The following is a 16,741-nucleotide window of genomic DNA, read 5'->3' as shown; positions in this document are numbered from 1 at the left end:
CTCAGGCCTCCTCGGCCGCGCGCGCGACCAGCTTCGTCCACGCGGTCACGACGTGCTCGCCGGTCTCGTCGTGCACCTCGCCCCGGATGTCCAGGATGTCGTTGCCCGCCAGCGACTTGATCGCCTCGATGGTGGAGGTGACGGAGAGCCGGTCGCCCGCCCGCACCGGCCGGCTGTAGGCGAACTTCTGGTCGCCGTGCACGACGCGGCTGTAGTCCAGGCCCAGCTGCGGGTCCTCGACGACCAGTCCGGCCGCCGCGAAGGTGATGGCGAACACGAACGTCGGCGGGGCGATCACGTCCTGGTGCCCGAGCGCCTTCGCGGCCTCCGGATCCGTGTACGCGGGGTTGGCGTCCCCGACCGCCACCGCGAATTCGCGGATCTTCTCCCGGCCGACCTCGTAAGGATCGGTGGGCGGATAGGTGCGCCCCACGAAGGACTGGTCGAGCGCCATGGCTCACTACCTCCTGGTAGAAAACTGCGGAAACGACACGAGGCCGTCCCCCGTGAAGGGGACGACCTCGTGACAGAGCCTTTGTCCGAAGACTCGCTGGTGTCAGCGGGTCTCGCGGTGCGCGGTGTGCGAGTTGCAGCGCGGGCAGTGCTTCTTCATCTCCATGCGGTCCGGGTTGTTACGCCGGTTCTTCTTGGTGATGTAGTTCCGCTCCTTGCACTCCACGCAGGCCAGCGTGATCTTCGGGCGGACGTCGGTGGCAGCCACGTGAGTGCTCCTTGACGGACGGATGGACGGATGAACGCATAAAAGAGTAGCCGATCGGGAGACCGACCCCACAATCGGCTACTGTGTGTAGCGGTGACCGGACTTGAACCGGTGACACAGCGATTATGAGCCGCTTGCTCTACCGACTGAGCTACACCGCTTTGATGTGATCAGCTCCCCACCCGAGGGTGGGGAACCTTTCGCACCAGAGCCCCAATGCGGAATCGAACCGCAGACCTTCTCCTTACCATGGAGACGCTCTACCGACTGAGCTATTGGGGCGAGCAGGGAAGACATTACACGGCCTTCCGCCGATCGCCCAAATCCGTTGTCGCAGGGCCTCCGGGGCCCCCGTTCGGCCCGCTTCCGGGGTCCTCCCGGAGGCCACGTCCACCTCCCCCGCGCCGGGGCACCACACCGGTATGACTATTCGGCCCTTCCTCGAAGCGCACCGTACGGGCCCCTAGGCTCGGAGCACGCTGCGTGATCTTGGGCCGTGGCCCCCGGGGTTCCGACCGGTCCAGGAGCCGCCCGAGCCCCCTGCAGGAGCGCGATGCCCGACAGCCAGCCGCAGCAGCCACCCCACTCCCCCCGCAGCGGCAGCGGCGCGGGCGGCAACGGCGGGGCCGGCGCCTCCGCCGACTTCGGCACCCTCCTGCTGTCCGGCGCCCGCCTCACCGACGGGCGGACCGTGGACGTCCGACTCGGCGGCGGCCGCATCGAGGCCGTCGGGACCGCCGGCAGCCTGCCGCCCCCGCTCGCCTCGTCCCGGGTGGACCTCGGCGGCTACCTGCTGCTGCCCGCCCCCGCCGAGCCGCACGCCCACGGCGACACCGCGCTGACCGCCGACGGCGAGGGCCCGGCCTCGTACACCACCGAGGAGGTCCAGCGCCGGGCCACCGAGTCCGCGCTGCTCCAGCTCGGCCACGGGGCCACCGCGGTGCGCTCCCACGTGCGCATCGGCGACGTGCACGGCCTCGCACCCATGGAGGCCGTGCTCCAGGCCCGCCGGTCGCTGCGCGGTCTCACCGACCTGACCGCCGTGGCCGTGCCCCGGTTGCTGACCGGGGTGGCGGGGGCGGACGGGCTGTCGATGCTGCGCGACGCGGTCAAGATGGGCGCCTCCGTCGTCGGCGGCTGCCCCGACCTGGATCCCGACCCGGCCGGGTACACCGAGGCGGTTCTGGAGGTCGCCGCCGAACACGGCTGCCCCGTGGACCTGCACACCGACGGCGACGACCCGGCCCGGCTGGCCCGGCTCGCCGCCATGGCCGGCGGGCTGCGCTCCGGCGTGTCGGTCGGGCCCTGCGGCGGCCTCTCACGGCTGCCGCTGGACGTCGCGACGCGCGCGGCCGAACAGTTGGCGGCCGCCGGGGTGACCGTGGTGTGTCTGCCGCAGGGCGACTGCGCGGCACTGGAGCGGCGCGGACTGCGGGCCGCCCCGGTGCGGCTGCTGCGCGCGGCCGGCGTACGGGTCGCAGCCGGCAGCGGGGCGCTGCGGGACGCGGCGAACCCGGTGGGGCGGGGCGACCCCCTGGAGGCCGCGTACCTGCTCGCCTCGCAGGGCGGGCTGCGCCCGAAGGAGGCGTACGAGGCCGTCAGCGGGGCCGCACGGGCCGCGCTCGGGCTGCCGGAGGTGCGCGTCGAGGCCGGTTTCCCGGCCGAGCTGCTGGCCGTGCGCGGGGACCGCATCTCGGGCGTGCTGTCGCTGGCCTACAGCCGCATCGTCATCCACCGGGGGCGGGTGGTGGCCCGGACGAGCGCGGTGCGCGAGTACTGCGACTCGGCCGTCGCGGTGGCGCTGGACCTGCCCCGGCAGGGCCGGATGGAGCCCGGTCCCTGAGCGGTGCCGGGCGGGCCGTCGTACGGTCGGGACATGCGCATCGTCATTGCTGGTGGACACGGTCAGATCGCGCTGCGGCTGGAGCGCCTGCTCGCCGTGCGCGGTTACGAGGTCGCGGGCATCATCCGCGATCCGGCGCAGGGCGACGACCTGCGGGAGGCGGGGGCCGAACCCGTCCTGTGCGACCTGGAGTCGGCCTCGCTGGAGCGGGTCGCCGCGGTCCTGCAGGGGGCGGACGCGGCGGTGTTCGCGGCGGGCGCCGGGCCGGGCAGCGGCACCGCGCGCAAGGACACCGTGGACTACGGGGCGGCGGTGCTCTTCGCCGACGCGGCCGAGCGGGCCCGCGTGCGGCGCTTCGTCATCGTCTCCTCGATGGGCGCGGACGCCCACCACGAGGGTGACGGGGTGTTCGACGTGTACCTGCGGGCCAAGGGCGCGGCCGACGACCACGTACGGACCCGGCTCGGCCTGGAGTGGACCGTGCTGCGGCCCGGGCAGCTGACGGACGACGCGGGGACCGGGCTGGTCCGGCTGGAGGCGCGTACGGGCCGCGGGCCGGTCCCCCGCGACGACGTGGCGGCCGTCCTGGCGGAGCTGGTCGAGACGCCGGCCACGGCCGGACTGACCCTGGAGCTCGTGTCGGGCTCGACCCCGGCGGGGGTCGCGGTGAAGGCCGTGGCCGGGAACTGACGGCCTGTCGGGCCCGCCGCGCGCCGGCAGGTCTCCGGTACGCCCGCAGGCCCTCCGTAGGCATGCCGGCGGTCCGTGCGCCTGCTGGCGGTCCGTACGCCTGCCGGCGGGGCGGTCCGCACCCCCGCGAGCGTGCGGACGCGGCGTCAGAAGTCCACGCGGGTGCGGTCGTCGGCGCGACCGACCGACTCCTGCGCGTACTCGCGCTGGTACGCCTCCCTGATGGCCTCGATGCGCTGGTCCCGGACCTTCGCCTCGGCGGCCGGGTACAGCAGGAGCAGCTCGTAGCTGCGCTCGCGCTCGATGACCCCGTGGGCGTTGCGCCACTGGCCGCGGCCCTGCTGGAGGGTGAGGCCCTCGGGGAAGGCCGGGGTGACCCGCCGGTCCATGAAGTCCATGAACTGCGGGTCCGTCACGGCGGGCCCGCCGTCCGAGCGCTGGGTGCCGAAGTACAGGTGCGTCTCGACGTACGCCTGGCCGCGCCCGGTGTCCTCGCCCGCCAGCGCCCCGTACGCGGCGGGACCGCCCGCCACCAGCGCACCCACCAGCGCACCGCCCACGGCCAGGGCCCGGCCCTTGCTGAATCGCGTCATGCGGGGCCAACGAGGCGGCCGCCCCCGGGGATGCGCGCCGCCCGCGCATTGCCCGGAACCGGTGACGCCCCGCCGGCCGCTGACCGGGGCCCGAGGACGGCGGACGGGCGCGGGACACGTAGCGACCACCCCGCACGAGGCGGATCCCCGGCGGGGCAACGGCGGAACGACCCCTGGCGACCCGGACTTCTGAGGCGTCCCGCGGAATGCGAGAAGGCCCCCGTCCGCTGCGTTTCCGCAGAGGACGGGGGCCTCACTCGTGTGGCGGCGCCAGGATTCGAACCTGGGTAGGCAGAGCCGACGGATTTACAGTCCGTTCCCATTGGCCACTCGGGCACACCGCCATGGGATGTCGCCTCGGAGCCGCGTTTCCGCGGTGCTCCCTGGCAACGACGTAAACAATACCCGATGCTCAGGGGTGCTCCGCCACCCGGATTGATCAGCGCGTACGGCGAGCCCGATGGCTAGGCTTTGCGGGGCGGTCCGGCCGGGCACCGGTCCCCGCCCCCGAGCATCCCCCCAGCGACTTCAAGGAGCCACAGAGCATGGCCGACTCCAGTTTCGACATCGTCTCGAAGGTCGAGCGGCAGGAGGTCGACAACGCCCTCAACCAGGCCGCCAAGGAACTCTCACAGCGTTACGACTTCAAGGGCACCGGCGCCTCGATCTCCTGGTCCGGCGACAAGATCCTCATGGAGGCGAACTCCGAGGAGCGCGTCAAGGCGGTCCTCGACGTGTTCGAGACCAAGCTGGTCAAGCGCCAGATCTCCCTCAAGGCGCTCGACGCCGGCGAGCCGCAGCTCTCCGGCAAGGAGTACAAGATCTTCGCGTCCATCCAGGAGGGCATCTCCCAGGAGAACGCCAAGAAGGTCGCCAAGATCATCCGTGACGAGGGCCCCAAGGGCGTCAAGGCGCAGGTCCAGGGCGAGGAGCTGCGCGTCAGCTCCAAGAGCCGCGACGACCTGCAGGCGGTCCAGCAGCTCCTCAAGGGCAAGGACCTCGACTTCGCCATCCAGTTCGTGAACTACCGCTGACGCCGTGGACCACCACTGACGCCGTGAACCACCGCTGAGCGGAGGGCGCGGGGCAGCCGTGCGCCGCGCGCGTGCGGCGTGTGCTCCGTGACAGCCCCCTGTGGCCCCTTGGGGCCGGGCCCGTGCGCCCACCACGCTGAGTGACGTACCTCACGTCACCCTCGTGGACAGGGGGCTTTCCCATGCCTTGGCCCGGCACTTCCTGGGTCCCTTCCGTGCCCGCCACGCTGCGGGCCGACGTCGGCGCCTCGGTCGTCGTGGCGCTCGTCGCGCTCCCGCTGTGCGTCGGGATCGCCGTCGCCTCGGGCGTGCCCGCCGAACTCGGGCTGATCACCGGCGTGGTGGGCGGCCTCGTGACCGGATTCCTGCCCGGCAGCTCGCTCCAGGTCAGCGGGCCCGCCGCGGGCCTCACGGTGCTCGTCTTCGAGGCCGTGCGCACGTACGGCGTCGGGGCGCTCGGAGCCCTGGTGTGCGCCGCGGGGCTGCTGCAGCTCGTGATGGGCGTCCTCCGGCTGGGGCGGTGGTTCCGGGCGATCTCGGTGGCCGTCGTGCAGGGGATGCTCGCCGGCATCGGGCTGGTGCTGATCGCGAGCCAGCTGTACGCCCTGGGGGACGCGCGGGCCCCGGGCCACACCCTCGCCAAGGTGGCGGGACTGGGCCGGCTGGGCGTCGAGGCCGATCTGGCCGCAGTGGCCCTCGGGGCCGGGACGATCGCCGTGATGGTGCTGTGGCGCCGGCTGCCCGGCCCGGCCCGCGCGGTGCCCGCGGCGCTCGCGGGGGTGGCCCTGGCCACGGCCGCGAGCTGGCTGCTGGAGCTCCCGGTGGCCAGGGTCGAGGTCACGGGGGTGCTCGCCGCCGTGTCCCCGCCCGGGGCCGGGGAGGTGGCCGCCCTGTGGTCCCCGGGGGCGCTGGCGACCGTCCTCGCGCTGGCGCTGATCGCGTCGGCCGAGACCCTCTTCAGCGCGGCCGCCGTGGACCGCCTGCACGAGGGCCCGCGGACGGACTACGACCGCGAGCTGATCGCCCAGGGGGCCGGCAACACGGTGTGCGGGCTCCTGGGGGCGCTGCCGATGACGGCGGTGATCGTGCGCAGCGCGGCGAACGTGGAGGCGGGGGCCCGTACCCGCGCCTCCCGGGTGCTGCACGGGGTCTGGCTGCTGCTGTTCGCGGTCCTGGTGCCGGCGTCGCTGTCGGTGGTGCCGCTGGCGTCACTGGCCGGGGTGCTGCTCTACGCGGGGTGGAAGCTCCTGCCGGGGCGGGCGGTCCGGACGTTGTGGGCCGAGCACCGGGGGGAGGCGGTGGTCCTGCTGGTCACCGCGGGGGCGGTCGTGGCGACGAACCTCTTCGAGGGGGTGCTGGTGGGGCTGGGGCTGGCTGTGGCCAAGTCGGCCTGGGAGACGTCGCACGTGCACGTGGAGACGCGGTGGGAGGGCTCGGGGGGTTCGGGGGGTTCGGGGGGTTCGGGGAGCTCGGTGGGTGCAGGGGGCTCGGCGGGTGCGGGGAGCTCGGTGGGTGCGGGGAGCTCGGCGGGTGCGGAGGGCGGGGTGCTGTGGGTGCGGGTGCTGGGCAACGCGACCTTCCTGCGGCTGCCGAAGCTGCTGGACGCGTTGGAGGCGCTGCCCGCCGACCGGCCCGTACGCCTGGACCTGGGCGGACTGCGGCACCTGGACCACGCCTGCCTGACCGCGTTGGAGGGGTGGCAGCGACAGCGGGAGGGGACGGCGGGAGGCGTGCGGGGGGCGCGGGAGCCGGTCGGGGAGGGGGCTGAGGGGCTGGGGTAGGTGGGGGTCGGGTGGGCGGGCTCAAGTGGGTGGGCGGGTGGGCTCGCTTCGGTGGCCGCCCCGTGGTGCGTGGGTCCCCTCGGCGCTTGACCCGGCAGGGCCTGCAGGCCCTACCGCCTCAAGCACCTCCCCCACACACCACGGGGCGGCCTGGCGGGAGCTTCGGTCCTCTGGGCGGGGGCGGGAGCCGGGGCCGAAGCGCGCACCTACTGACGCGGAGCGCTGGTGGGCGGGGTCGCGGCCACGCGGATGGGCCCGCTCTCCCGAGCTCGCGCACACCCCCGGCCGCCGGCTCCTTGGCATTGCCGGTGGGTCCCGTGGTGTGTGGGGGAGGCGCTAGACAGGGGTGGCAGGCTGGACCGGAGGCAGGCCCGGGCCGAGGGGGGCCGCAGGCCCGGGCGAAGCCCCGAAGCCCTCGGGGTGGGCCTGCCGCAGGGCCTGCAGGCCGCCCCCGTCAAGCGCCGAGGGGACCCACACACCACGGGACCCACCCCCCGCACCCCCATCCCCCCGAAGGCTTCGCGGAACGGGTGGCGAAGAGCTGGTGACGTGCGGGGAAAGCCGGCCGCGGGGCCGATAGGGTCGCGCCCCGTGGCGGAACTGAAACGGACCCTGGGCGTGTCCGACGCGGTCGTGATCGGGCTCGGGTCGATGGTCGGCGCGGGCATCTTCGCGGCGCTCGGGCCGGCGGCCGGGGCGGCGGGCGCGGGGCTGCTGGCGGCACTCGGGCTGGCGGCGGTCGTGGCGTACTGCAACGCGGACTCCTCGGCCCGGCTCGCCGTGCGCTATCCGGCGTCCGGAGGCACCTACGTGTACGGACGCGAACGACTGGGGCCGTTCTGGGGCTACCTGGCCGGATGGGCCTTCGTGGTCGGCAAGACCGCCTCCTGCGCGGCGATGGCGCTGACGGTCGGGGCGTACGTCTGGCCCGCGCACGCGCACGCGGTGGCGGTGGCCGCCGTGGTCGCGCTGACCGCCGTGAACTACGGCGGAGTGCAGAAGTCCGCGCTGGTCACGAGGGTGATCGTGGCGACCGTGCTGGCCGTGCTGGCCGGGATCGTAGTGGCGTGCCTGACGTCCGGGCGGGCGGACGCCGCGCGGCTGAGCGAGGGCGACTGGAGCCCGAGCGGCGTCCTCCAGGCCGCGGGCCTGCTGTTCTTCGCCTTCGCGGGGTACGCGCGCATCGCCACCCTGGGCGAGGAGGTGCGCGACCCGCGGCGGACCGTCCCGCGGGCCGTCATGCTGGCGCTGGGCATCGCGCTGGCGGTGTACGCGGCGGTGGCGGTGGCGGCGCTGTCCGTCCTGGGCCCGGACGGGCTGGCCGCGGCGACGGCCCCGCTGGCGGACGCGGTGCGGGCGGCCGGGCACCCGGGACTGGTTCCGGCGGTGCGCGCGGGGGCGGCGCTGGCCGCCACGGGCTCCCTGCTCGCCCTGATCCTGGGAGTGTCGCGGACGACGCTGGCGATGGCTCGCGACGGGCACCTGCCCCGGGGACTGGCCGCGGTGCACCCGCGGTTCGGCGTTCCGCACCACGCGGAGCTCGCGGTGGGCGCGGTGGTGGCGGTGTTGGCGGCGACCGTGGACGTGCGCGGTGCGATCGGTTTCTCGTCCTTCGGAGTGCTGGCCTACTACGCGATCGCGAACGCTTCGGCGTGGACGCTCGGTTCGGGGCTGCGGGGGCGGGTCGTGACGGGGGTGGGGCTGGCCGGGTGCGTGCTGCTGGCGTTCGCGCTGCCGAGCGGTTCCGTGCTGGTGGGGGGGCTGGTGCTCGGGGTGGGCGCGGGGGTGTTCGGGGTGCGGAGGCGGTTCGCCGGGCGGGGGTGAGGTTGGTTGGGGGTGAGGGTTGGTTGGGGTCGTGCCGGTGCGGCTCCTGGGCGGGTGCGGGGCGTTGCCCTGCGGGGCTGGTCCCCTGGCCACCCTTCGCCGGTTCCCCGGGCTTCGCCCCGGCCCGCTCGCCCTCAAACGCCGGGCGGGTCGGAATCGGCTCCCGTCGAGCGCCCGGCGGGTCAGCGGGAGGCGAACGGGGCGTCCGTGCGGACGATTTCCCGGCCCAGGGGGAGCAGGGAGATCGGGATCATCTTGAAGTTCGCGATGCCGAACGGGATGCCGATGATCGTGATGCACAGGGCGATGCCCGTGACGATGTGGCCGATGGCCAGCCACCAGCCCGCCAGCACCAGCCACAGCACGTTGCCGATGGCGGACCCGGCGCCCGCGTCGTGCCGTTCGACCGTCGTGTACCCGAAGGGCCACAGGGCGTAGAGCGCGATGCGGAAGGCCGCGACGCCGAAGGGGATGCCGATGATGGTGATGCAGAGGATCAGGCCCGCGAGGCAGTAGCCCAGGAACAGCCAGAAGCCGCTCAGGACAAGCCAGATGATGTTGAGGATCGTCTTCACTGCGTCCGTCCTGCCATCTGTTCGAGCCGGGCGATGCGCTCGGCCATGGGCGGGTGGGTGGAGAAGAGCTTCGAGAGGCCCTGGCCGGGCCGGAAGGGGTTCGCGATCATCATGTGGCTCGCGGTCTCCAGGCGGGGCTCGGGCGGCAGCGGGAGCTGCTTGGTGCCGGCGTCCAGCTTGCGCAGGGCGCTGGCGAGGGCGAGCGGGTCGCCGGTGAGCTGGGCGCCGGAGGCGTCGGCCTCGTACTCGCGGGAGCGGCTGACGGCCAGCTGGATGATCGAGGCGGCGATCGGGCCCAGCAGCATGATCAGCAGCATGCCGATGAGGCCGGGGCCCTCGTCGTCGTCGGAGCGGCCGATGGGGATCAGCCAGGCGAAGTTGACGAGGAACATGACCACGGAGGCGAGGGCGCCCGCGACCGACGAGATGAGGATGTCCCGGTTGTAGACGTGGCTGAGCTCGTGGCCGATGACCCCGCGCAGCTCGCGCTCGTCGAGGATGCGCAGGATCCCCTCGGTGCAGCAGACCGCGGCGTTGCGCGGGTTGCGGCCGGTGGCGAAGGCGTTCGGCGCCTCGGTGGGCGAGATGTACAGGCGGGGCATCGGCTGGCGGGCGGACGTGGAGAGCTCGCGGACCATGCGGTAGAGGGCGGGGGCTTCGAACTCGCTCACCGGGCGGGCGCGCATCGCGCGCAGGGCCAGCTTGTCGCTGTTCCAGTACGCGTAGGCGTTCGTCCCCAGCGCGACCAGGAGGGCGACGATCAGGCCGACCCGTCCGAAGAAGCTGCCGATGACGATGATGATTGCGGACAGTCCGCCGAGGAGTACGGCGGTCTTCAGCCCGTTGTGCCGGCGGTGCACGGTACGCCCTCCAAGTGGTGCGGCAGGGAGACCCGGCGGGGGTCTACGGTCCAGTGGACCCTCCCTTCCTGGTCAACGCCAGGCGGGGAGACCGGGTTCCCGGCCGCCGCCGGGGGCGACCGGCGGGGCCGTTGCTCCGTACGGGTGAGCCGCTAGTGGAACAGGCCGGTCGTGGCGTACCGCAGCACCAGCTGGGGGGCTCCGGACAGGACCACCGCGAGGATCCCGGTCACGGCGATGGCCAGCGTGACGGGGGCCGGTACGGCGGCCCGTACGGGCGCGGGGGCACCGTCCTGCGCGGGCTCCGGAGCGCGGAACAGGAGCGCCGTCCACTGGAGGTAGTAGTAGAGGGCGATCACGACGTTCACGGCCATGACCACGGCGAGCCAGCCCAGGCCGGCGTCCACGGCGGACTGGAAGACCGTGACCTTGGCGAAGAGGCCGATGACGCCCGGCGGCAGGCCGGCCAGGCAGAGGAGGAAGAAGGCCATCGCGAGGGCGGCCGCGGGACGGCGGTGGTAGAGGCCGCGGTAGTCGCTGATCCGGTGCTGCGGGCTGGTGCGGCCGACGAGGGCGGCGACGGCGAAGGCGCCGAGGTTCACGGCGGCGTACATCAGGGCGTACGCGACCGTGGAGCCGATCTCGTCGCGCTCGGTGTACGCGGCGGCGGCGATCGGGACCAGCAGGTACCCGGCCTGGCCGACGGAGGACCAGGCGAGCAGGCGGACGGCGCTGTGGGCGCGGTCCGGGGACTGCCGCAGGGCGGCGACGTTGCCGATGGTCATCGTGAGGGCGGCGAGCACCGCCAGGGCCGGTCCCCAGACCTCGGAGTACGCCGGGAAGGCGATCACCGTGACGAGGATGAGGCCGGTGAAGCCGACGGCCTTGCCGATCACCGAGAGGTACGCGGCGATGGGCAGGGGGGCGCCGATGTAGGTGTCGGGCACCCAGAAGTGGAAGGGCACGGCGGCCGTCTTGAAGGCGAAGCCGACGAGGGTGAGCGCGACGCCCGCGACGGCGAGGGTGTCGAGCTGTCCGGGCACGTGCTCCAGCCGCTCGGCCACCTGCGTCAGGTGCAGGGAGCCGGTGACGGCGTACACGAAGCTCACGCCCATCAGGGAGACGGCGGTGGCGGCCACGGAGGACAGGAAGAACTTGAGCGCGGCCTCCGAGGAGAGCCGGTCGCCGCGCCGCATGCCGACGAGGGCGAACGCGGGGAGCGAGGCGACTTCCAGGGCCACGATCAGGGTGGCCAGGTCACGGGCGGCGGGCAGCAGCGCGGCGCCGGCGGCGGAGGAGAGCAGCAGGAACCAGTACTCGCCCGCGGGCAGTCTCGTCTCCTTGACCGCGGTCAGGGACAGCACGGCGGTCAGCAGGGCGCCCGCGAGGACCAGGAACTGGATGACCAGCGTGAACCCGTCGACCGTGTAGCTGCACGCGCCGGGGTCGCCGGCGAGGCAGAAGGTGTGGCGGTCGGCCGAGCGCAGCGGGATCAGGGCCAGGGTCGCGGCGGCGAGGCCGGCGACGGAGGTCCAGCCGAGGACGGCCTTGTTCCGCTCGGGCACGAACAGGTCGGCGACCAGCACCAGGAGGCCGACGGCGGCCGCGATGGTCGGCGGGGCGATGGCGGCCCAGTCGACGTTCTGGACGAGGCTCGTCATGCGTTGCCTCCTGCGAGGAGCTTCTGGACGGCCGGGTCGGTGAGGCCGAGGAGGACGGCGGGCCAGAGCCCGGCGAGGACGGTGAGGGCGACGAGCGGGGTCCAGGCGGCGAACTCGTACGACTGGACGTCCGCGAGCACCACGGCGGGCTCGGCGTGCGCCTTCGGGTCGCCCATGCAGATGCGGCGGACGACGACCAGCAGGTACGCGGCGGTCAGCAGGGTGCCGAGGCCGCCGATGACCATGAAGGTCAGGTACGCGGCCCGGTTCAGCCCCTCGGCCGGGTCGAAGGCGCCGAACAGGGCGAGCATCTCGCCCCAGAAGCCGGCGAGGCCGGGCAGGCCGAGGGACGCGACGGCGCCGAACGCGAGCAGGGCGCCCAGGCGCGGGGCGCGGCCGTAGAGGGCGGCGCCGGTGGCGCCGGCGAGGGTGTCGAGGTCGCTGGTGCCGTAGCGGTCCTTGAGGGCGCCGACCAGGAAGAAGAGGAGGCCGGTGATCAGGCCGTGGGCGATGTTCGCGAACAGTGCGCCGTTGACGCCGGTGGGGGTCAGGGTGGCGATGCCCAGCAGGACGAAGCCCATGTGGCCGACGGACGAGTAGGCGATGAGGCGCTTGAGGTCGCCCTTGGCGCCGTTCTTCGCCAGCGCGAGGCAGGCGAGGGACCCGTAGATGATGCCGACGACGGCGAAGCCGGCGAGGTACGGGGCGAAGGTGTGCATCCCGCCGGGGGCCATCGGCAGCAGGATCCGTACGAACCCGTAGGTGCCCATCTTCAGCAGGACGCCGGCCAGCAGCACGGAGCCGACGGTCGGGGCGGCGGTGTGGGCCTCGGGCAGCCAGCTGTGCAGCGGCCACATCGGGGTCTTGACGGCGAGTCCGATGCCGATGCTGAGGACGGCCAGCAGTTGGACGGTGTGGCTCAGTCCGCGGCCGTTGTCGGCGGCCAGTGCCACCATGTCGAACGTGCCGCTGTTCAGCCCGATGAGCAGGAGGCCCAGCAGCATGACCACTGAACCGAGAAGCGTGTAGAGGATGAACTTCCAGGCGGCGGCCTGCCGCTGGGCGCCGCCCCAGCGGGCGATGAGGAAGTACATCGGGATGAGCACCGTCTCGAACGCCAGGAAGAACAGCAGCAGGTCGAGGACGGCGAAGGTCGCCAGGGTGCCGAACTCCAGGACGAGCAGGAGCGCGACGAAGGCCTTCGGGGAGGGGCCCGCGGGCATCTTGAAGTACGAGTAGAGCGCGCTGAGGAAGAACAGCAGCGCGGTCATCACCACGAGGGGCAGGGAGATGCCGTCGACCCCGAGGTGGATCCGGACGTCGAGCGCCGGGATCCAGCTGATGTCGGTGGTGGCCTGCATGGTCGAGGGGGCGTCGTGGTCGAACCCGAGGGCGAGGACCACGGCTGCGGCCAGGACCGCGCCGGTGACGGTGACGCCGTGCCGCAGGACGGCCTGTTCGGGGCTCCTGCCCCGCAGGCCGGGCGGGGCCGGCAGCAGGGCGGCGGCCGCGCCGATCAGGGGGACGGCCACGACGAACGCCAGGAGGAACTGCATCACGGATGCGCTGATATCGATCACGACTGACTCACGGCTCACGATCCGGCGTTGACGTTGGCAAGGACGGCGACGGCTACCGCCAGCACCACGGAGCCGCCGAGCAGCGCGCTCAGGTAGGTCTGCACGTTGCCGGTCTGGGCGCGGCGGACGAGGGTGCCGAGCAGCCGGGGCGCGGCGCCGGCGGCGCGCACGTACGTGTCCACGACCTCGCGGTCGAGGAAGCGGACCAGACCGGCGGCGGCCAGCACGGGGCGTACGAACACGGCGCGGTAGACGGCGTCGAGGTGGAAGCCGGCCGCGGCGTGCGGGTGCAGCGGGCCCAGCAGCGCCCGGCCCGGGTCGGGCGCGGGAGCGGCGGGGACGACCGGGTGGTCGTGCGTGACCTCGGCGACCTCGGGGGCCTGGGCGGCCGACTCGGCCGCGGCCTCGGAGGCGGGTTCGGCGCCGCCCGCGGCGGGGGTGACGGCGGCCGCGCGGCGGGCCGCGGTGGCGGAGGCCCGCTGCCACAGGGCGTAGGAGAGCACCCCGCCGACGACGGCGGCACCCGTGCCGAGCACGGACGTCAGGACGGTCGGGGTCAGTTCGTGGGAGTCGAACCAGTCGTCGAGCCAGGGGGCGACGGCGCCGAAGGCGATCGACGGGATCGCGAGGAGCCACAGCACGCCGGTCATGGCGAGCGGCTCCTTGCCGTGGTCGGGGGCGGCGGCGCCGCGGCCCCGGAAGGCCATGAGCCACAGTCGGGTGGCGTAGGCGGCGGTCAGGAGGGCGGTGAGGACGCCGGCGACCAGGACCGTCCAGCCGGCGCCGGCCGGGGCGAGCTCGGAGTGCCCGGCGGCGGCCTCCTCGGCGGCGACCAGGACGGCCTCCTTGGAGAAGAAGCCGGCGAACGGCGGGACGGCGGCCAGCGCGAGGAGCGCGACCGTCATCGTCCAGAAGGCGTCCGGGATCCGCTTGGCCAGTCCGCTCATGTCGGCCATGGCGGACAGGGAGTTCGTGCCGGCAGCGTGGATGATCACGCCGGCGCCGAGGAAGAGGAGCGCCTTGAAGGCGCCGTGGGACATCAGGTGGAAGACGGCGGCACCGCGGTCGGCGACGGCCAGGGCTCCGACCATGTAGCCGAGCTGGCCGATGGTGGAGTACGCCAGGACGCGCTTGATGTCGTCCTGGGCGAGGGCGGCGAGGCCCGAGCCGATCATGGTGACGGCCGCCATGACCGCCATGACGACCAGTGCCGCCGCGGACGCCGTGAAGACCGGCAGCAGGCGGGCGATGAAGTAGACGCCGGCCGCGACCATGGTCGCGGCGTGGATGAGGGCCGAGACGGGCGTCGGGCCGGCCATGGCGTCGGGGAGCCAGGTGTGCAGCGGGAACTGGGCCGACTTGCCCGCGACGCCCGCCAGGAGCAGGAGGGCGATCAGCGTCGGGTGGTCCAGCCCGCCGGAGGCCACGGCACCGAGGATCTTGGGGATCTGGAAGGACCCGGCGTCGACGGCGAGCGCGAACAGGCCGAAGAGGAAGGGCACGTCGCCGAGCTTGGTGACGAGGAAGGCCTTGAGGGAGGCGGACCGGGCGGCCTCGGTCTCCCAGTAGTGGCCGACCAGGAAGTACGAGCAGATGCCCATGACTTCCCAGCCCACCAGCAGCACCATCAGGTCGCCGGAGTAGACGACGAGCAGCATGGCGGAGGTGAACAGGGAGACCAGGGCGGCGTACGACGGGTAGCGCGGGTCCTCGCGCAGGTACGCGGTCGAGTACAGCTGGACGCAGGTGGCGACGACGCCGACGAGGACCGCGACGAGGGCGGCGAAGCCGTCCAGGTACAGGGCCAGGTAGATGGGGACCGAGCCGGTCGGGGTCAGTTCGGTCGCGGCGACGACGGGCGGGCCGCCGCCCTGCTGCACCGCCACGACCACGGCGAGGACCGCCGCGGCGAGGGCGGGGAGCACGGCGAGCGGGCGGACGAATCCCGGGGCCTTGCGGCCGAGGAGCAGTCCGCCGACCGCGCCCGCGAACGGGAGGGCCGGGACGAGGGCGGCGAGGGTCGTGGTGGTCACGCGGCGGCTCCGGTCGCGCTCTCCGCGCTGGCGGCGGGGGTCGGGGCGGGCCCGTCGGCGTCGGTCGGGTGCTCGGCGTTGTCGCGCAGCCGGTCGATGTCGGCGGTGCCGCGGTTGCGGTACACCATCAGCACGATGGCCATGCCGATGCCGATCTCGGCGGCGGCGATGGCGATGGTGAAGAGGGTCAGGGCCTGGCCCGCGTGCAGCTGGTCGCGCAGCCACACGTCGAAGGCGACCAGGTTGAGGTTGACGGCGTTGAGCATGAGCTCGACGGACATCAGCACGAGGATGGCGTTGCGGCGGGCCAGTACGCCGTACAGGCCCGTGCAGAAGAGGAGCGCCGCGAGCACGGCGGGGTAGGCGAGGTGCATCAGCCCTGCTCCTTACCGTCGGTCGGGGCAGGGGCCGCGGTGGTGGCCTCCTCGCCGGGGGCCGCCCTGCGGGACAGCACGATGGCGCCGATCAGGGCGGCCAGCAGAAGCACGGACAGCGCTTCGAAGGGCAGCACCCAGTGGCGGAAGAGGATCTCGCCGGACACCTTCGTCGAGCCCTGGACCGGCCCGTCGAGGTCGATCCACGTGGTGCGGAAGGCGTCGACGACCACCCAGACGAGGGCGGCCGCGGCGGCGACGGCGACGGCGAGCGCGGCCCAGCGGTTGCCCGAATCGGCGTCCGGGGAGGGGCCGATGGGGGCCCTGGTGAGCATCAGGCCGAAGAGGAGGAGGACGACGACCGAGCCGACGTAGATCAGGACCTGGACCCAGGCGATGAACTCGGCGGTCAGCAGCAGGTACTCGACGGCGACCCCGCCCAGGGCGACGACGAGCCAGAGCGCGGCGTGCACGAGCTGCTTGGTCGTCACGGTGACGAGGGCGGCGCCGAAGGTGGCGATGCCGACGAGCAGGAAGGCGATCTCGACGCCGGAGGGCGAGAGGAATCCGGGGTGGCCCCCGGCTGCGGCCAGAGCGGCGGCTGCGAGGGTCACGCGTCTCCCTCCGGGGTGGCGGGCGGCTGGGGGGCCGCGGCGGCCTGGGCCGCGGCCTCGGCCTTCTCCACGGCCTTGCGGGCGGCGGCGAGCTCCTTGGGCTCCTCGGCACGTTCGTCGAGCGCCGGCGGCGCCGGGACGGTCCACATCCAGTCGCGCAGCTTGTCGCGCTCGTGCGTGAGTTCGCGGATGTCCGTCTCGGCGTACTCGAACTCCGGCGACCAGAAGAGGGCGTCGAAGGGGCACACCTCGATGCAGATGCCGCAGTACATGCAGAGGGAGAAGTCGATCGCGAACCGGTCGAGGACGTTGCGGCTGCGCTCGCGCCCGCCGGGGGTGGCGGCCGGGACCGTCTCCTTGTGGGAGTCGATGTAGATGCACCAGTCCGGGCACTCGCGCGCGCAGAGCATGCACACGGTGCAGTTCTCCTCGAACAGCCCGATGACCCCGCGGGTGCGCGGGGGCAGCACGGGCTGCACCTCGGGGTACTGCGCCGTGTGGGAGCGCTTGGTCATCGTGCGCAGGGTGACCGCGAGGCCCTTGGCCAGGCCGGCGCCG

At 73.5% G+C, this 16,741-nt stretch carries 16 protein-coding genes and 3 tRNA genes; 5 read left to right on the top strand and 14 right to left on the bottom strand.

Features of this window, described 5'->3' with window-relative positions:
- Position 1 precedes the first annotated feature (1 nt).
- From ACIQCH_RS25420 to ACIQCH_RS25405, 4 genes are all read right to left on the bottom strand, one after another.
- Entirely contained in the window at positions 2-454 is a 453-nt protein-coding gene (locus ACIQCH_RS25420; protein ID WP_402584466.1) for a MaoC family dehydratase N-terminal domain-containing protein, read from the bottom strand.
- A gap of 102 nt (positions 455-556) precedes the next feature.
- A complete protein-coding gene (gene rpmG / locus ACIQCH_RS25415; protein WP_007265873.1) occupies positions 557-721 on the bottom strand; it encodes a 50S ribosomal protein L33 in 165 nt (54 codons plus the stop codon).
- Between the two features lie 88 nt (positions 722-809).
- Positions 810-882, bottom strand: a tRNA-Met gene (locus ACIQCH_RS25410).
- Positions 883-930: 48 nt separating this feature from the next.
- A tRNA-Thr gene (locus tag ACIQCH_RS25405) sits at positions 931-1,003 on the bottom strand.
- Positions 1,004-1,274: 271 nt separating this feature from the next.
- Here ACIQCH_RS25405 and ACIQCH_RS25400 point away from each other — a divergent pair.
- On the top strand, positions 1,275-2,564 hold the full coding sequence (locus tag ACIQCH_RS25400; RefSeq protein ID WP_402584464.1) for an amidohydrolase family protein: 1,290 nt from the start codon (positions 1,275-1,277) through the stop codon (positions 2,562-2,564).
- A 33-nt stretch (positions 2,565-2,597) separates the two neighbouring features.
- Entirely contained in the window at positions 2,598-3,254 is a 657-nt protein-coding gene (locus tag ACIQCH_RS25395) for an SDR family oxidoreductase (RefSeq protein ID WP_402584462.1), read from the top strand.
- Between the two features lie 146 nt (positions 3,255-3,400).
- On the opposite strand, the gene ACIQCH_RS25390 is transcribed toward ACIQCH_RS25395, so the two are convergent.
- Both ACIQCH_RS25390 and ACIQCH_RS25385 read right to left on the bottom strand, forming a co-directional pair.
- Positions 3,401-3,847 (bottom strand): DUF3574 domain-containing protein, encoded by a 447-nt coding sequence (locus ACIQCH_RS25390; protein ID WP_030201656.1) that lies wholly within the window; start codon positions 3,845-3,847, stop codon positions 3,401-3,403.
- Between the two features lie 262 nt (positions 3,848-4,109).
- A tRNA-Tyr gene (locus tag ACIQCH_RS25385) sits at positions 4,110-4,191 on the bottom strand.
- A gap of 201 nt (positions 4,192-4,392) precedes the next feature.
- Between ACIQCH_RS25385 and ACIQCH_RS25380 the strand changes: the two genes are divergently transcribed.
- The 3 genes from ACIQCH_RS25380 (at position 4,393) to ACIQCH_RS25370 (ending at position 8,486) form a co-directional block, all read left to right on the top strand.
- Positions 4,393-4,881: a YajQ family cyclic di-GMP-binding protein gene (locus tag ACIQCH_RS25380; protein ID WP_030201661.1), complete on the top strand. Its 489-nt coding sequence runs from the start codon at positions 4,393-4,395 to the stop codon at positions 4,879-4,881.
- Between the two features lie 182 nt (positions 4,882-5,063).
- A complete protein-coding gene (locus tag ACIQCH_RS25375; RefSeq protein WP_402584460.1) occupies positions 5,064-6,662 on the top strand; it encodes a SulP family inorganic anion transporter in 1,599 nt (532 codons plus the stop codon).
- A gap of 591 nt (positions 6,663-7,253) precedes the next feature.
- On the top strand, positions 7,254-8,486 hold the full coding sequence (locus ACIQCH_RS25370; protein ID WP_402584458.1) for an APC family permease: 1,233 nt from the start codon (positions 7,254-7,256) through the stop codon (positions 8,484-8,486).
- A 182-nt stretch (positions 8,487-8,668) separates the two neighbouring features.
- Here the strand turns inward: ACIQCH_RS25370 and ACIQCH_RS25365 are convergent, their stop codons facing one another.
- The 8 genes from ACIQCH_RS25365 to ACIQCH_RS25330 all read right to left on the bottom strand — a co-directional run bounded on the left by ACIQCH_RS25365 (position 8,669) and on the right by ACIQCH_RS25330 (position 16,698).
- Entirely contained in the window at positions 8,669-9,061 is a 393-nt protein-coding gene (locus ACIQCH_RS25365; RefSeq protein ID WP_402584456.1) for a YccF domain-containing protein, read from the bottom strand.
- A complete protein-coding gene (htpX, locus tag ACIQCH_RS25360) occupies positions 9,058-9,921 on the bottom strand; it encodes a zinc metalloprotease HtpX (RefSeq protein ID WP_402584455.1) in 864 nt (287 codons plus the stop codon). The genes ACIQCH_RS25365 and htpX overlap by 4 nt, the downstream gene beginning before the upstream one ends.
- Before the next feature lie 152 nt (positions 9,922-10,073).
- Positions 10,074-11,582 (bottom strand): NADH-quinone oxidoreductase subunit N, encoded by a 1,509-nt coding sequence (locus ACIQCH_RS25355; protein ID WP_402584453.1) that lies wholly within the window; start codon positions 11,580-11,582, stop codon positions 10,074-10,076.
- Positions 11,579-13,162, bottom strand: a complete 1,584-nt coding sequence (locus tag ACIQCH_RS25350; protein WP_402584452.1) for a NuoM family protein — start codon at positions 13,160-13,162, stop codon at positions 11,579-11,581. Before ACIQCH_RS25350 ends, ACIQCH_RS25355 begins: the two co-directional genes overlap by 4 nt.
- Before the next feature lie 14 nt (positions 13,163-13,176).
- On the bottom strand, positions 13,177-15,195 hold the full coding sequence (locus ACIQCH_RS25345; protein WP_402584450.1) for an NADH-quinone oxidoreductase subunit L: 2,019 nt from the start codon (positions 15,193-15,195) through the stop codon (positions 13,177-13,179).
- Entirely contained in the window at positions 15,192-15,569 is a 378-nt protein-coding gene (nuoK, locus tag ACIQCH_RS25340) for an NADH-quinone oxidoreductase subunit NuoK (protein ID WP_402584448.1), read from the bottom strand. Before nuoK ends, ACIQCH_RS25345 begins: the two co-directional genes overlap by 4 nt.
- A complete protein-coding gene (locus ACIQCH_RS25335) occupies positions 15,569-16,183 on the bottom strand; it encodes an NADH-quinone oxidoreductase subunit J (RefSeq protein ID WP_402584446.1) in 615 nt (204 codons plus the stop codon). The genes nuoK and ACIQCH_RS25335 overlap by 1 nt, the downstream gene beginning before the upstream one ends.
- The gene (locus tag ACIQCH_RS25330; RefSeq protein WP_402584544.1) at positions 16,180-16,698 is read right to left on the bottom strand and encodes a 4Fe-4S binding protein; all 519 of its coding nucleotides are present in this window, start codon (positions 16,696-16,698) and stop codon (positions 16,180-16,182) included. The genes ACIQCH_RS25335 and ACIQCH_RS25330 overlap by 4 nt, the downstream gene beginning before the upstream one ends.
- Positions 16,699-16,741: the final 43 nt, after the last annotated feature.

It is taken from the genome of Streptomyces sp. NPDC093225 (assembly GCF_044753805.1).
In the GTDB taxonomy this organism is placed as follows: domain Bacteria; phylum Actinomycetota; class Actinomycetes; order Streptomycetales; family Streptomycetaceae; genus Streptomyces.
The sequence above is the reverse complement of the archived record's forward strand: the minus strand, read 5'-3'. Positions and strand labels throughout refer to the sequence as shown.